Source organism: Rhodoferax ferrireducens (assembly GCF_031458075.1).
GTDB classification, from domain to species: Bacteria; Pseudomonadota; Gammaproteobacteria; order Burkholderiales; family Burkholderiaceae_C; genus Rhodoferax_B; species Rhodoferax_B ferrireducens_A.
Genome location: NZ_JAVDXT010000004.1, coordinates 232,534 through 246,234, shown reverse-complemented (window position 1 = coordinate 246,234; position 13,701 = coordinate 232,534). Strand labels below are relative to the sequence as shown.

Here is a 13,701-nt window from a genome sequence, read left to right as displayed (position 1 = left end):
GCTGCAAAACAACCGCAGCGGTCCATTTTTCACCGCCTTTTTGCCCCATAGCTACGGCTATGGGCCTGCAAATCCGGCAAAAACTGTCCTCGCCGGGGTCGCTTTTCGCTTCGATGCCTTCTGCCGCCCAGACTCCTAGCAGGAACTTGTGTGCCCATAGCCGACTCCTACCAACACCCCAGGCACAGTAGGCTTGAACTGGCCAGGTCTTAGCACTCTTCTTTGTAGAGTGCTAATATTCAAGCTTAGAGAAAAGGAATCTGGTATGAATATTCAAACTGGAACGATGTCTACAGCGCTTGCCGCTCCGAATCCTTGGTCGCTGGTGCCGCCGCTGGGCAACCTCGACGCATATATTTCCGCGGTCAACCGCATGCCTATGCTCACGCTGGAGCAAGAGCAGCAGTTTGCCCGCCAACTCAAGAACGACAACGATGTGGACGCCGCCGGTAAGCTGGTGATGTCGCATCTGCGCCTGGTGGTCTCCGTGGCCCGCCAATACCTGGGTTACGGCCTGCCGCACGGCGACCTGATCCAGGAAGGCAATGTCGGCCTGATGAAGGCCGTGAAGCGCTTCGACCCCGACCAGGGCGTGCGCCTGGTCAGCTATGCGCTGCACTGGATCAAGGCCGAAATGCATGAGTACATCCTGAAGAACTGCCGCATGGTCAAGGTAGCGACCACCAAGGCCCAACGCAAGCTGTTCTTTAACCTGCGGTCCATGAAGCAAGGTTTCAAGTCCGATTCGGCAGCCATTGACGGTGATACCCACCGCGATACGCTGAGCGCGGCAGAAATCGACTCCATGGCGACCCAGCTGAAGGTCAAGCGCGAAGACGTGATCGAGATGGAAACCCGCTTGTCGGGTGGCGACGTGATGCTGGACCCCGGCCCAAGCGACGACGGCGAAGACAGCTTTGGCCCCATCGCCTACCTGGCCGACACCCACCAGGAGCCCACCGCCCTGCTGGAAGCCCGCGCCCGCGACACCATGGCCAGCGACGGTATCCGGACCGCGCTGGACGGCCTGGATGACCGCAGCCGCCGTATCGTGGAAGAGCGCTGGCTGAAGGTGCAGGACGACGGCTCTGGCGGCATGACGCTGCACGAGCTGGCAGCCGACTACGGCGTCAGCGCCGAGCGGATCCGCCAGATCGAAACCGCGGCCATGAAGAAGATGAAAAAGGCGCTAACCGACTACGCATAAGTGGGCGGTACGCAGCTATACAAAAGGGACCTCGCGGTCCCTTTTTTACGTCTTCTGCTTGAGTAGCAGCTTCAGATCGCCGGCCAGCGCCGGCGCGCCGCTGCCGTAGCGCGCGTACAGGCGCAGCCGGCCCTGGGTGTCGTAGACATAGCTGCCGGCCGAGTGGTCCATGGTGTAGCTGGTGGGCGTGCTGCCGTCGACCTTCTTGTAGTAGACCTTGTAGTCCTTGGCCAGGGCCGCCAGCTGCTCGGGCGTGGGCACCAGGGCCAGGAAACTGGGGTCGAAGTTGCCCATATAGGCCTTCAGGATCTCCGGCGTATCGCGCTGCGGATCAACGGTGATGAAGATGCCTTGCAGCTTGTCGCCATCGGCGCCCAGGGTCTTCTTGACCTCGGCCAGCTCGGCCATCGAGGTCGGGCAGACATCCGGGCACTGGGTGTAGCCAAAGAACACCACCACCAGCTTGCCGGCAAAGTCCTTCAGGCTGCGCGGCTGGCCGTTGTGGTCGCTGAGCTGGAAGTCCTTGGCGTAGTCGGCGCCGGTCACGTCCACCGCGGCAAACTTGGGCGCGGGCTCGGAACAGGCAACAAACAGGCCGCTAGCGCTTATGACTAGAGCGCTGGCAGCTATTTTTTTAATAGCATCACGTTTATGCATGGGGTCAAATCAGGTAGTGGTCGACCAGCAGCGCGGCAAACAGCACGCTCAGGTGGATGAGTGAAAAGCGGAAGGTCTTGCGCGCCAGCGCGTCCGAGTAGTTGCGCCACAGCGCAAAGCCGTAGCCGCAGAAGCCTATGCTCAGGGCAATCGCCACGACCAGGTACAACCAGGAACTCATGCCGTAGATGAAGGGCATCAGGCAGGCGGCAAACAGCACCAGGGTGTACAGCAGCACCTGCAGCCGGGTGAATTCGTTGCCGTGGGTCACGGGCAGCATGGGCAGGCCGGACTTGCGGTAGTCCTCGACCCGGTACAGCGCCAGCGCCCAGAAGTGCGGCGGAGTCCACAGGAAGATGATCAGGAACAGGATCAAGGCCTCGGGCGCTACGTCGCCGGTCATGGCGGCCCAGCCGAGCACCGGCGGCATGGCGCCGGAAGCGCCACCGATGACGATGTTCTGCGGCGTCAGCGGCTTGAGGATCACGGTGTAGACCACGGCGTAGCCGACAAAGGTGGCAAAGGTCAGCCACATGGTCAGCGGGTTCACCCACACATACAGCAGCACCGAGCCGGCCGTGCATAGCAGGCCGGAGAACAGCAGGGTCTGCCAGTCCTGCAGCTGGTTGCGCGCCGTGGGCCGCCAGGAAGTGCGCTTCATCTTGGCGTCTATGCCCTTCTCGACCAGGCAGTTGAAGGCGGCGGCGGCACCGGCCACCAGCCAGATGCCCAGGCAGGCGATCAGCCCCAGGCGCACCTCGGCCCAGGAGGGCACGCCGGGCACGGCCAGCACCATGCCGATCAGCGCACAGAACACGATCAGCTGGATCACACGCGGCTTGGTCAGCGCATTGAACTGGCGCAGGCGCGACGGCATGGAAGCAGTCGGGGGGGATAGGGATTCAACAACACTCATGCAGGCAATCTCGGTCTAGAAGAGGGACGGGCGTGGCGCTGGGCGCAGACCGTCCAGGTCATCACCACCACCAGTGCGGCTGCGCCACCGGTATGGGATACGGCGGCCAGCAGCGGCCAGCCCAGCACCACATTGCTCAGGCCGGTAGCGAACTGTAATAGGGTCAAGGCGGCCAGCCAGCGGGCCTGGCGCCGGGTGGCCGGGTGGCGGTACAAGCGCCAGGCCAGAGCCAGCAGGGCCAGCAGCACCACATAGGCGACCAGGCGATGGCTGTAGTGGATGGTGGTCAGCGCGGCAAAACCCAGGTAGCTGCCGTCCTGCAGCTGGCCCAACGGACGCCAGATCTGGAACGCCTGGCGAAAGTCCATCACCGGCCACCAGCTGTTCTGGCACAGCGGAAAGGTATCGCAGGCCAGCACCGCGTAATTGGTGCTCACCCAGCCGCCCAGCACAATCTGCAGCACCAGCAGGGCGAACACCGCCAGCACCCAGCGGCGGACCGCCGGTGACAGCTGCAGCGCCGCATGTTCACGCCCCCAGCGCGAATAGCCCACGGCCTGGGCACAGAGCAAAGCCAGCAACACCAGGCCACCAACCAGGTGCAGGGTGACGATGGCCGGGAACAGCTTCATGGTCACCGTCAGCGCGCCAAAGGCGCCCTGCAGGCAGACCCACACCAGGGTGGCGGTGGGCCACCAGGGGTTGACCGGGATATCGGCCAGGCCGCGTTTGCGCGCCCACCAGCTGCCCGCAGTCAGCGTCAGGATCAACACACCAACTGCCGTCGCCAGGTAGCGGTGCACCATCTCCACCCAGGCCTTGCTATGGGTCACGGGGCCGCTGGGCATGGTGGTCTGGGCATGGGTGATCTCGGCGGCCGCCCCGAGCGGGCTGGCGTTGCCGTAGCAACCCGGCCAATCCGGGCAGCCCAGGCCGGAATCGGTCAGCCGGGTGAAGGCGCCGAACAGCACCAGGTCAAAGGTCAGGAACAGGGTCAGCACCGTCAGCGCCTGCAAGCGGCGCGGGGTGGATGCCTTGGCATTGCGCAGCCAGACCCAGGCCAGCGGGCCCAAGGCAATCACCGTGCCCACCAGCATCATCTGCAGCGCGGGCGACAGGTCGTACAAGGCTTGCGGCTCCATCAGCGGCCTGCTTCATCCCAGGACGACGAGGCGCGCAGCAGGCGGTCCAGGTCGCGCTTGGCGCTGGCCGCATTGGCCAGGTCCAGCTGCGCCGGGAAGCGCAGCATCCAGTTGCCGATCGGGTCCACCACGTACAAATGGTCTTGCAGCAGCTGGCCGACGGCCGGCGACAGCCACTGGGAGAGCTGCAGCTCGCCCACGCGCAGCACGGTCGCGCCCTTCAAGGCCGGGCGCAGGGCGTCGGGAATCGGTGCGTCGTCGGTCACCAGCCAGACCCAGTCGACGCGGTCTTTTTCCTTGCCCAGGGTTTCGCGCAGCTGGCGCTGCAGGTACAGGTGCTTCTGGCAGGCATCGTCACAGGCACCGCCCGCCGCGCTGACCAGCAGCCACTGGCCTTTGAGGTTGCGCAGATTGCCCGGTGTGCCGTCCACGCCCACCACGGCCTGGTCCGGCAAGGGGCGCTGCGGGTCCACCAGCTCGCCAAAGTTGCGGCGGCCCTCGGGGCGTACCACGTAGTAGGTGAAATACGAGGCGATCACCGGCGCGGCGCAGGTCAGCAACACCGCCAGCATCTTCCAGCGCCCCAGCACCGTACGGCGGGCCGATCCATCCACAGCCTCCTGGGGCGTGGGCAGAGTGTGCACGGTCAAACCCAGCGGGTGGTCATCAAGACTGCCGTTTTGGCGGAAGGAAGAAGCGTCGGACAATTTGGAACCAGACATAAAGAATTGCGATCAGGGCGCTGAGCCCAAACCATTGGAATGCGTAGCCATAGTGTTTTTCCACACCGGTATTGGCGGGAGGCCAATCGCGCTGGAGAGGGTTGCCGGAAGTGCTCACGGCGGGCCCGGTTTGCAGCACCGACAGGGGTAGCAGGGCCAAGCCCGTCTCCGCAGCAAAAGCCGCCAGGTCGAGATTCTGCCGGATGGGGCCTTGCTCGGCGGCCTGGAACGCATAAAGTTTGGACGGTGGCGGGGCCATACGCCCTTGTACCTCGACCAGGCCCGCCGGGCTGTCAACCTGCGGCAGCTGGGTACGGTCCAGAAAATTGCGCGCCACCCAGCCCCGCTGCACCAAAATCACCGCCTGGCTGTCGGCCAGCTGCAAGGGCGTGACCACAAAGAAGCCGGTCTGCCCGTGCATCTGGCGGTTGTCCAGAAAAACGGTTCGCTCCGGCAGCCAGCGTCCCTGCAGGCGCACCTGGCGGTGCACCAGATCGTCGGGCAAGCTCGTCCCCAGCAGGTCTGCGGGGCCGATAGGGGGGCGCAGATGCTGGGACTCGATAGCCGCATGCAAGGCTTCCTTTTGCGCGGCACGCGATAGCTGCCAGCGCCCCAGCGAGAAAGTCAGGGCCACGCCCAGCAGCGCCGCCAGCGTCAACAGGCCAAAACGGGTTTTCGGGCTCACGGGATAATGCCGTCCATGACCTACCTCGCCCTCGCCGCTTTTGCGGCCATACTCGCCAGCCTCGGTGCCGCCCTGTACTTCATGCTGAAGGGCGGCAAGTCCGATACCGACAATGCGCCCCGGGCCGGACGCATGGCCAAGGCGCTGGCGTTTCGGATCGGGTTTTCGGTATTGCTGTTCATCTGCATTCTGGTGGGCTGGAAACTCGGCTATTTGCATCCCACAGGCATCCCAGCAGGCAAGTAAACAGCGACTCACAATAAAAAAGCGCCAGTAGGCGCTTTTTTATGGGCGGATTCTGCACTACGCCATCACATCCAGTACACGATGACGTAAAGGCCCAGCCAGACCACGTCGACAAAGTGCCAGTACCAGGCCGCGCCTTCAAAGCCAAAGTGCTTGCTAGGGGTGAAGTGGCCCTTCATCAAACGCAGGGTGATGAACAACAGCATCAGCATGCCGACCAGCACGTGGAAACCGTGGAAACCGGTCAGCATATAGAAGGTGGAGCCGTAGACACCCGAGCTCAGCTTCAGGTTCATTTCGCTGTAAGCATGGGCGTATTCATAGCCTTGCACGAACAGGAATACCGTGCCCAGCAAAACCGTCACCCACATGAAGGCGATGGTCTTGCCGCGTTCGCCCTTGACCAACGCATGGTGGGCAATGGTCAGGGTCACGCCCGAGCTCAGCAGCAAGCCGGTGTTGATGGTGGGCAACCAGAACGGCGTCATGGTCGTGAACGGCTCGATGATGTTCGCGGGCGATGCGGTTACACCGGCCGCCAGGCTAGGCCAGACTGCTTTGAAATCGGGCCAGAGCAAAGCATTTTCCAAGCTGCCCAGGGCTGGCACGGAGTGCGCACGCGCCCACCACAAAGCGGTGAAGAACGCGCCGAAAAACATCACTTCGGAGAAGATGAACCAGCTCATGCTCCAGCGGTACGACAGGTCAATCTTGTAGCTGTACAGGCCGCCTTCGCTTTCGTTGATGGCATCGCGGAACCACTGGAACAGCACGCCCCACCAGAACAGCATGCCGAAAGCCAGAGAGTACTTGCCCCAGTCAGCGCCATTGACCCACTGGCCGGCACCCAGGATGACGAAGAACAAACCCAAGGCGGCCATGGCCGGATGGCGCGATGGGCCCGGTACAAAATAGTACGGTGTCGCAGCGTGTGCAGTTGAACTCATTTCAGCTCCTTACTCTCTTCTCATTTTCTTGAACCCAACATGGCAAAAACAGCTCACTTTGCCACCACCCAATTAACAAAAACCACCAAACCCAGCACGATCAGCAATACCGCTACCAGGCCGACTGCAATCACATGCAGCGGGCTGATCTTGGCCAGGTCGTCTTCAAAACCACTCCGCTTGCGGATACCTACAAACGACCAGGCGACGGCCTTCACCGTGCGCAAAAACGAGCTTTTGGCCGGCGCGCTCATGAACCCTGACCGGTGCCGACCAGACGACCCGCATCGACCGTCGAGGTCGGCGCGGGCGGCGTCTTGCCACCCACTTCGAAGAAGGTGTACGACAAGGTAATCGTCGTAACGTCTTTCGACAGCTTGGGGTCGATCACGAAGGCGACCGGCCATTGCTTCTTCTCGCCCGGGTCCAGCGTGTACTGGTTAAAGCAAAAGCATTCCAGCTTGTTGAAATGCGCCTGCGCCTGGCGCGGTGCGTAGCTCGGTATGGCCTGCGCCGCCATGCGCCGGTTTTGCGTATTCTGGAACTCGTACATCACCGTGGTCAGCTCGCCAGGGTGTACTTGCACAGAGCTCTTGGCCGGCTTGAACTCCCAGGGCCCACGGGCATTGGCGTCAAACTCGACCGTGATGGTACGGCTCATGTCGACCTGTGTATTCGCCGGCAGCTTGGCATCCACGCCGGCCGAACCCACACCCGGCACCTGGCGCTCGGCCAGCGCCAGAATGTTGATGCCTGTCATTTCGCAGATGGCCTTGTACAGCGGCACCAGTGCGTAGCCAAAGGCGAACATGCCAAAGGCCACGACGGCCAGCTTGCCCACCATTTTGATATTTTCGCTGCGCACTTGCATGAAGACTAGAACCGGCTCAGTGCCGGCTCAGCACAACCATCTTGACCAGGAATCCGACAAAAAAAGCCACTGCGACCGACGCCAGAATCAGGCCGGTACGCAGATTGTTTTTCTTTTGGGCGGGCGTCAGCATGGCCGCGCCTTAGCCGATGACACGGGTGGCCGTGCTATCCAGCTTGGGAGGATTCTCGAAGGTGTGGAAAGGCGCAGGCGACGGAACTTCCCACTCCAGGCCTTCGGCAGCTTCCCAAGGCTTGGCAGAGGCTTTTTCACCGATGCCGCGCATGGCGGGCACCACGATGAACAGGAAGAAGTACACCTGGGCAATACCGAAGGCAAATGCGCCTACCGAGGCGATCGCATTGAAGTCGGCGAACTGCATGGGGTAGTCGGCATAGCGGCGTGGCATACCGGCCAGACCCAGGAAGTGCATGGGGAAGAAGGTCACGTTGAACGCAATCAGCGACCACCAGAAGTGGATCTTGCCGCGGGTTTCGCTGTACATCACGCCGGTCCACTTGGGGCACCAGTAGTAGAAGCCGGCGAACATCGCGTACAAGGAGCCGGCCACCAGCACATAGTGGAAATGCGCCACCACGTAGTAAGTGTCCTGCAGCTGGATGTCGATAGGCGCAACCGCCAGAATCAGACCGGTGAAGCCCCCCATGGTGAACACGAAGATGAAGCCCACGGCGAACAGCATCGGGGTTTCAAAGGTCATCGAACCCTGCCACATGGTGGCGATCCAGTTGAAGATCTTCACAGCGGTGGGCACGGCGATCAGCATGGTCGCGTACATGAAGAACAGCTGGCCCGTCACCGGCATACCGGTGGTGAACATGTGGTGGGCCCAGACGATGAACGACAGGATGGCGATGGAAGACGTGGCGTAGACCATGGAGGCATAGCCGAACAGCTTCTTGCGCGCAAACGCCGGCACGATGTGGCTGATGATGCCGAAGGCCGGCAAGATCATGATGTACACCTCAGGGTGGCCGAAGAACCAGAAGATGTGCTGGTACATCACCGGGTCACCACCACCGGCGGGGTTGAAGAAGCTGGTACCAAAATGGCGGTCGGTCAGCGTCATGGTGATGGCGCCGGCCAGCACGGGCATCACGGCGATCAGCAGGTAGGCGGTGATCAGCCAGGTCCAGCAGAACATCGGCATCTTCATCAAGGTCATGCCGGGAGCGCGCATGTTCAGGATGGTCACGATGATGTTGATCGAACCCATGATCGACGAGGCGCCCAGGATGTGCATCGCAAAAATGCCGGCATCCATGGAGGGGCCCATTTGCAGCGTCAGCGGTGCGTACAGCGTCCAGCCGGCAGCCGGTGCGCCGCCTGGCATGAAGAACGAAGACACCAGCATCAGCGCCGCAGGAATCATCAGCCAGAAGCTGAAGTTGTTCATGCGGGCAAAAGCCATGTCGGACGCGCCGATCTGCAGCGGAATCATCCAGTTCGCAAAGCCCACAAAGGCCGGCATGATGGCGCCGAACACCATGATCAGGCCGTGCATGGTGGTCAGGGAGTTGAACAGCTCGGGGTTGATCAGCTGCAGGCCCGGCTGGAACAGCTCGGCCCGGATCAACAGCGCCAAAATGCCACCGACCATCAGCATGGTGAAGCTGAACAGCAGGTACAAGGTACCGATGTCCTTGTGGTTGGTGGCAAACACCCAGCGGCGCCAGCCGGTAGGGGCGTGGTGGTCGTGCCCATCGTGCGCGTGGTCGTGGTCGTGGGGATGGAGAACTGCACTCATCTTTATTCCTAGGGGATCTGTACGTTACGAGGCCAGCTTACTTGCCGCGCTGGGCCAAGACATCGGCCGGCTGCACCAGCTGACCTGTCTTGTTCGACCAGTTGTTCTTGGTGTAGCTGATCACCGACGCAATATCGGTATCGCTCAGCTGCTTCCATGCGGGCATGGCACCGTTGTTCTGACCATTCAGCAATACATGGATCTGCTTGTTCTTGTCGGCATCCAGCACGGTGGCCGAGCCATCCAATGGCTTGATCGGGCCAGCGCCCTTGCCGTTGGCCTGGTGGCAGGCTGCGCAGTTGGCTGCATAGACCTTTTCGCCGCGCTTCAGGATGTCGTCCAGGGTCCAGACCTTGGAGGGATCGTCCAGCTTGGCGGCCATTTTTTTCTTCTCGCCATCGACCCACTTGGAATAGTCCTCGGCCGACACCACTTTCACGTGGATGGGCATGTAGGCATGCTCTTTACCGCAGAGCTCGGCGCATTGGCCGTAGTAGCTGCCCACTTTTTCGGCGCGGAACCAGGTGTCGCGCACAAAACCAGGAATCGCATCTTGCTTGATACCGAAAGCCGGCACCATGAAAGCGTGGATCACGTCATCGGCCGTGGTGATGATGCGGATCTTCTTGTTGACCGGCACTACCAGTGCGTTGTCGACCTTCAACAGGTAGTCGTCGCTCGCCTTGCTCACATCGCCGCTGTTGGACATGGCGCGCTGGCTGCTGTCGAGGGTGGAGACAAAGCCAATGCCTTCGCCCTCGCCCTTGATGTAGTCGTAACCCCATTTCCACTGCATCCCCGTGGCCTTGATAGTCAGGTCGGCGTTGGTGGTGTCCTTCATGGCGACCACGACCTTGGTTGCGGGCAAAGCCATCAGGATCACGATCACGAACGGAACAATCGTCCAGATCACTTCAACGGTGACGGACTCGTGGAAGTTGGCCGCTTTGTAGCCCTTGGACTTGCGGTGCTTCCAGATGGAATAGAACATCACGCTGAACACCGCCAGGAAGATGACGGTGCAGACGATCAGCATGAACCAGTGCAGCGACTGCTGCTCGGCGGCGATTTTGGTGACGGCCGGTGGCAGATTCAGCTGCCGTACGGCAGGGCCTCCGGGAAGATCATTGACGGCATGCGCCGTGGTGCTGAGCCATGCGCCCGCCCAGATGCCGAGCGCGGGCAGCAGTGAAGCCAATTTGTTAGGAATCATCTTCATCGTTTTCACTTATTCAACACCTCAATTGAACCAATCTTGCCGTGCCATCCAGTGCGCCCATGGGCACGCGCTACGCACTGCGCAACGCCATTCGGATCTCACGTGCCAGAGCCGACCGTAGCTCTGGACTCACATACCGTCCCACCTCAACTGACCGCCCCTGGCCCGACACCTCGATCAAAGACCGGTCACCGGTCTTGGGCTCGATACGAACCCATTCACGGCGAAACTCGGCCCGCTCCAGGTGCCCACCGTTTTCCAGCTCGACCACCAGCTGCGTGCCCTGCAGCGAAATTCTTTCGCCGTCACTCGCGTGGCGGGCGTAGACCAGGAAGGCGGTCCCTACCGCCGCCAACTCCAGCCAGGCAAACCCCAGCACCAAAGTCGCACCCTGGGCCCAGAAAAACGTCGCAATAGCAAGAGACACCACACAGATCGATGCATACATCCAACCCAACTGGGCCGGCGTGACCGAGCAGTTGCGCTTCAGAAACCAGTGGATGTTCTGGCCCGAAACTGTGGCGAAGCGAAATACCAGGTTCGACACGAATGGCACTCACAAAATTCAGCACACCAGCCAACGCGCTTGTCGCCTACCGATCTGCCTTACTGCGTGGGGAGATACCCATATGTTTTTCTAACCGCGAATTGTAGCCGGGCTTTACCACGCGTTAACCCGTAAAGACTGTCAAACACCACCCTGTTTACCACGCTGCAGCATGTCCCGCATATCGCGCAGCGATACCGCGCTATGGGCGCTGACGCGCAGTTTGGGCTGGGGCTTGAGCGCATGGCCGTAAATCAGCTCAAAGGTCAGCGGCAGGCGCCCGTTTTCCGCGGCATCGGCCAGTTGCGTGGCCAGCGCCTGCTCCAGCCGGGCCCGCCACTGCCGGCCGCGCAGGCCCGCAAAGCGCTGCGGATGCAGGTTGCGGCCGACCTCGCGCAGGTCTTGCAGCAGACGCGCGGGACTCTCGTAGGTCAGGCGGATGCGCTCCATGTCCATCACCGGCTCGGCAAACCCCGCATGCACCAGCATATCGCCCCAGTCGTGCATATCGGTGAACTGGTGGCCGGGGACCGGCCAACCCTGCGCCTGGTAGACGCCGCGCAGCTCCTGCACCGTGTCCGGCCCCAGACAGGAGAACATCAGAAACCCGTCCACCGCCAGCGCCCGGTACCACTGGGCGATCAGCGCCTGCGGATCGGCGGCCGAATGCAACAGCATGTTCGCCCACAGCATTTGCACGCTGCCGTCGGGCGGCAGCTGGGCGTGCTGGGCAGCAGCGCTCCAACGGCCCGGGCTCCACCACGGCTTTGCTACAGATTGAATAGCTGCCTGCGCTTGTTCTGCATGCGCTTCAACCACATAACACTCAGAATTGGGATAGCGCGCCGTGAGCTTGGCATGGGCTTCCTGGCCGCCGCGCACCGGCTCCCAATGGGCCCAGGCCTGGGGCTGCAGCTTGATCCACTGCAGACGGTCCTCCATACGCCGAGCGACTTCTTCGTGCAGCCAGGGTGAGGTGGCGGTGCGCCGCTGAGCCCAATGGGCGGCGGCAACGGGGTCGATAGTGGGCGGGAGTTGGGTCGTCATAGGCTAGCCCACGAGTATATTGAGCCCATGTTCCGCGCGCTCTTGCACAAGGCTACAACCCTGCTACCCAGCCAGTGCGCGGTCTGCCGTGCCTGGCCCAGCCAGCCGGTGTGCGGCGCTTGCGTGAGCCGCTTTGCCCAACCGGTGCCACGCTGCCGCACCTGCGCCCTGCCCTTGCCCGATGGCGTGGCGCAGTGCGGTACTTGCCTGCTGAACCCGCCGGCACTAGACGCCTGCTTCGCCGCTGTGCCCTACGCCTACCCCTGGTCGCAGTGCATCGCCCAGTACAAATTCCGCCAGCAGGTGGGCTGGGCCGCCACCCTGGCAGAGCTGCTTCGCCACAGCCCCTGGGTCGAACCGGCGCTGGAGCAATGCGACGCCGTGCTGCCCATGCCCTTGTCGCCAGAACGGCTGCGCGAACGCGGCTACAACCAGGCGCTGGAGCTGGCCCGCCAGCTGGCGCCGCACAAAACCCAGGCCCAACTGCTGCTGCGCACCCGGCATACCGCGCCCCAGCCCAGCTTGAAACGGGCCGAGCGCCTGCGCAATGTGCAGGGCGCGTTTGCCGTCGAGCCCCTGCGGGCCGCCAGCCTGCGCGGCCAGCGCCTGGTGCTGGTCGACGACGTGATGACCAGCGGCGCCTCGCTGTTTGCCGCGGCCGCCGTGCTGCGCCAGGCCGGCGCCGCACACATCACCGGCCTGGTGGTGGCGCGCACCCCGGCGGACTAAACCGACAAACGCTGGCCCAGCAGCTGCAGCTCCTGCACAGCCAGCGCCAGCACCGCTGCCGCGCCCTCGGTCTGCAGCCAGGCCTTGCGGCACACCACGGCCAGGCGGCTGGTGTAGCCAGAGGCCGCAAGCTGCCGAAACACCACCTGCGGATGTACCAGCCCCGCCAGCGAGGCCGGCACGATCGCCACCCCCAGGCCGCTGCCCACCAGCGCCAGCACGCTGATGAACTGCCCCGCCTCGTGCCGCATGTGCGGGCTGAAACCCGCCTCCATGCACAACGCCACCGTGCGGTCGAAGTAGGCCGGGTCCTGGTAGCGCGAGAACGCCACGAACTCCGCATGCGCGACTTGTTTCAAGGCCACGACGCCCGACTTTGCCGCCAGCGGATGCTGCGCGGGCAGGGCTAGGCAGTACGGGTCGGTGATCTGCGCAGCCATGTGCACATAGGCATCATCCTGCAGCGGCTCGGCCGGCCGGGCCAGGCCGATGTCGATCTCGTCGTTCTGCATGGCCTTGAGCTGCTGCGAGCTGATCATCTCGCGCACCTGCAGCTGGGTGCCGGTACCGGCCTGCTGCAGGCGCTGCAACAGGCCCGGCAGCAGCGAATGCGTGGCCGACGGCACCAGGCCGATGCGCACGCTACGCTCCTGTACGCCATGGGCGCGCGCATGCACGGTGGCCTGCTGCACCCGCGCCAGGATCGCCCGCGCGTCCTCCAGAAACGCCGTGCCCGCCGCTGTCAGCTGCACGCCGCGCGGCACGCGCACCAGCAGCGGCGCGCCGACCTCCTCCTCCAGCTGGCGGATCTGGGTGGACAGCGCGGGCTGCGCAATGAACAGCTTTTGCGCGGCCCGGCTCACATTGCCCTGCTCGGCCACCGCCACGAAATATCGAAGATGCCGTAGTTCCATCGCCGCCTCCATCTATAACTTTCAAGTATGCCGCACATACTCCATCGGTCTTGGACGTATGGCACAGCCGGCGGCACACTGCCA

Annotated in this window: 17 protein-coding genes; 3 read left to right on the top strand and 14 right to left on the bottom strand. The window is 62.8% G+C overall.

Annotated features, from left to right (window positions below):
- Window positions 1-265 precede the first annotated feature (265 nt).
- A complete protein-coding gene (gene rpoH / locus J2X19_RS19640; protein ID WP_092759387.1) occupies window positions 266-1,207 on the top strand; it encodes an RNA polymerase sigma factor RpoH in 942 nt (313 codons plus the stop codon).
- Window positions 1,208-1,252: 45 nt separating this feature from the next.
- On the opposite strand, the gene J2X19_RS19635 is transcribed toward rpoH, so the two are convergent.
- Genes J2X19_RS19635 through J2X19_RS19615 form a run of 5 tightly spaced genes read right to left on the bottom strand, consistent with a single transcriptional unit; the run spans window position 1,253 to window position 5,329 of the window.
- A complete protein-coding gene (locus J2X19_RS19635) occupies window positions 1,253-1,864 on the bottom strand; it encodes an SCO family protein (protein WP_310375740.1) in 612 nt (203 codons plus the stop codon).
- Window positions 1,865-1,868: 4 nt separating this feature from the next.
- Window positions 1,869-2,780: a heme o synthase gene (gene cyoE / locus J2X19_RS19630; protein ID WP_116607187.1), complete on the bottom strand. Its 912-nt coding sequence runs from the start codon at window positions 2,778-2,780 to the stop codon at window positions 1,869-1,871.
- Entirely contained in the window at window positions 2,777-3,925 is a 1,149-nt protein-coding gene (locus J2X19_RS19625) for a COX15/CtaA family protein (RefSeq protein ID WP_310376217.1), read from the bottom strand. Before J2X19_RS19625 ends, cyoE begins: the two co-directional genes overlap by 4 nt.
- Window positions 3,922-4,644, bottom strand: coding sequence for a hypothetical protein (locus J2X19_RS19620; RefSeq protein WP_310375738.1), 723 nt, complete (start codon window positions 4,642-4,644; stop codon window positions 3,922-3,924). Before J2X19_RS19620 ends, J2X19_RS19625 begins: the two co-directional genes overlap by 4 nt.
- A complete protein-coding gene (locus J2X19_RS19615) occupies window positions 4,589-5,329 on the bottom strand; it encodes an SURF1 family protein (RefSeq protein ID WP_310375736.1) in 741 nt (246 codons plus the stop codon). Before J2X19_RS19615 ends, J2X19_RS19620 begins: the two co-directional genes overlap by 56 nt.
- A 15-nt stretch (window positions 5,330-5,344) precedes the next feature.
- On the opposite strand from J2X19_RS19615, the gene J2X19_RS19610 reads away from it, so the two are divergent.
- Window positions 5,345-5,575 (top strand): twin transmembrane helix small protein, encoded by a 231-nt coding sequence (locus J2X19_RS19610; protein WP_310375734.1) that lies wholly within the window; start codon window positions 5,345-5,347, stop codon window positions 5,573-5,575.
- Window positions 5,576-5,640: 65 nt separating this feature from the next.
- On the opposite strand, the gene J2X19_RS19605 is transcribed toward J2X19_RS19610, so the two are convergent.
- The 8 genes from J2X19_RS19605 to J2X19_RS19570 all read right to left on the bottom strand — a co-directional run bounded on the left by J2X19_RS19605 (window position 5,641) and on the right by J2X19_RS19570 (window position 11,974).
- Complete coding sequence (locus tag J2X19_RS19605; protein ID WP_092759399.1) at window positions 5,641-6,522, bottom strand: cytochrome c oxidase subunit 3; 882 nt, start codon at window positions 6,520-6,522, stop codon at window positions 5,641-5,643.
- A gap of 53 nt (window positions 6,523-6,575) precedes the next feature.
- Window positions 6,576-6,776 (bottom strand): DUF2970 domain-containing protein, encoded by a 201-nt coding sequence (locus tag J2X19_RS19600; RefSeq protein WP_116607190.1) that lies wholly within the window; start codon window positions 6,774-6,776, stop codon window positions 6,576-6,578.
- Complete coding sequence (locus J2X19_RS19595) at window positions 6,773-7,393, bottom strand: cytochrome c oxidase assembly protein (protein WP_310375731.1); 621 nt, start codon at window positions 7,391-7,393, stop codon at window positions 6,773-6,775. Before J2X19_RS19595 ends, J2X19_RS19600 begins: the two co-directional genes overlap by 4 nt.
- Window positions 7,394-7,409: 16 nt before the next feature.
- Window positions 7,410-7,526 carry a cytochrome oxidase small assembly protein gene (locus J2X19_RS19590; RefSeq protein ID WP_310375729.1) on the bottom strand — a complete coding sequence of 39 codons (117 nt, stop codon included), beginning with the start codon at window positions 7,524-7,526 and terminating at the stop codon, window positions 7,410-7,412.
- A gap of 9 nt (window positions 7,527-7,535) precedes the next feature.
- The gene (ctaD, locus tag J2X19_RS19585; RefSeq protein WP_116607192.1) at window positions 7,536-9,161 is read right to left on the bottom strand and encodes a cytochrome c oxidase subunit I; all 1,626 of its coding nucleotides are present in this window, start codon (window positions 9,159-9,161) and stop codon (window positions 7,536-7,538) included.
- A gap of 37 nt (window positions 9,162-9,198) precedes the next feature.
- Complete coding sequence (coxB, locus tag J2X19_RS19580; RefSeq protein WP_310375726.1) at window positions 9,199-10,380, bottom strand: cytochrome c oxidase subunit II; 1,182 nt, start codon at window positions 10,378-10,380, stop codon at window positions 9,199-9,201.
- 70 nt (window positions 10,381-10,450) lie between these two features.
- The gene (locus J2X19_RS19575) at window positions 10,451-10,927 is read right to left on the bottom strand and encodes a DUF2244 domain-containing protein (protein WP_116607456.1); all 477 of its coding nucleotides are present in this window, start codon (window positions 10,925-10,927) and stop codon (window positions 10,451-10,453) included.
- 141 nt (window positions 10,928-11,068) lie between these two features.
- Window positions 11,069-11,974, bottom strand: a complete 906-nt coding sequence (locus J2X19_RS19570) for a class I SAM-dependent methyltransferase (protein WP_310375724.1) — start codon at window positions 11,972-11,974, stop codon at window positions 11,069-11,071.
- A gap of 27 nt (window positions 11,975-12,001) precedes the next feature.
- Between J2X19_RS19570 and J2X19_RS19565 the strand changes: the two genes are divergently transcribed.
- On the top strand, window positions 12,002-12,703 hold the full coding sequence (locus J2X19_RS19565) for a ComF family protein (protein ID WP_310375722.1): 702 nt from the start codon (window positions 12,002-12,004) through the stop codon (window positions 12,701-12,703).
- Here the strand turns inward: J2X19_RS19565 and J2X19_RS19560 are convergent.
- A complete protein-coding gene (locus J2X19_RS19560) occupies window positions 12,700-13,617 on the bottom strand; it encodes a LysR substrate-binding domain-containing protein (protein ID WP_310375720.1) in 918 nt (305 codons plus the stop codon). The genes J2X19_RS19565 and J2X19_RS19560 overlap by 4 nt on opposite strands.
- Between the last annotated feature and the right edge of the window lie 84 nt (window positions 13,618-13,701).

Excerpts from the sequence above, each read along its gene's own strand:
- rpoH (WP_092759387.1), top strand. The coding sequence starts at position 266 with ATGAATATTCAAACTGGAACGATGTCTACAGCGCTTGCCGCTCCGAAT.
- J2X19_RS19635 (WP_310375740.1), bottom strand. The coding sequence starts at position 1,864 with ATGCATAAACGTGATGCTATTAAAAAAATAGCTGCCAGCGCTCTAGTC.
- cyoE (WP_116607187.1), bottom strand. The coding sequence starts at position 2,780 with ATGAGTGTTGTTGAATCCCTATCCCCCCCGACTGCTTCCATGCCGTCG.
- J2X19_RS19620 (WP_310375738.1), bottom strand. The coding sequence starts at position 4,644 with ATGTCTGGTTCCAAATTGTCCGACGCTTCTTCCTTCCGCCAAAACGGC.
- J2X19_RS19610 (WP_310375734.1), top strand. The coding sequence starts at position 5,345 with ATGACCTACCTCGCCCTCGCCGCTTTTGCGGCCATACTCGCCAGCCTC.
- J2X19_RS19605 (WP_092759399.1), bottom strand. The coding sequence starts at position 6,522 with ATGAGTTCAACTGCACACGCTGCGACACCGTACTATTTTGTACCGGGC.
- J2X19_RS19600 (WP_116607190.1), bottom strand. The coding sequence starts at position 6,776 with ATGAGCGCGCCGGCCAAAAGCTCGTTTTTGCGCACGGTGAAGGCCGTC.
- J2X19_RS19595 (WP_310375731.1), bottom strand. The coding sequence starts at position 7,393 with ATGCAAGTGCGCAGCGAAAATATCAAAATGGTGGGCAAGCTGGCCGTC.
- J2X19_RS19590 (WP_310375729.1), bottom strand. The coding sequence starts at position 7,526 with ATGCTGACGCCCGCCCAAAAGAAAAACAATCTGCGTACCGGCCTGATT.
- ctaD (WP_116607192.1), bottom strand. The coding sequence starts at position 9,161 with ATGAGTGCAGTTCTCCATCCCCACGACCACGACCACGCGCACGATGGG.
- coxB (WP_310375726.1), bottom strand. The coding sequence starts at position 10,380 with ATGAAGATGATTCCTAACAAATTGGCTTCACTGCTGCCCGCGCTCGGC.
- J2X19_RS19570 (WP_310375724.1), bottom strand. The coding sequence starts at position 11,974 with ATGACGACCCAACTCCCGCCCACTATCGACCCCGTTGCCGCCGCCCAT.
- J2X19_RS19565 (WP_310375722.1), top strand. The coding sequence starts at position 12,002 with ATGTTCCGCGCGCTCTTGCACAAGGCTACAACCCTGCTACCCAGCCAG.
- J2X19_RS19560 (WP_310375720.1), bottom strand. The coding sequence starts at position 13,617 with ATGGAACTACGGCATCTTCGATATTTCGTGGCGGTGGCCGAGCAGGGC.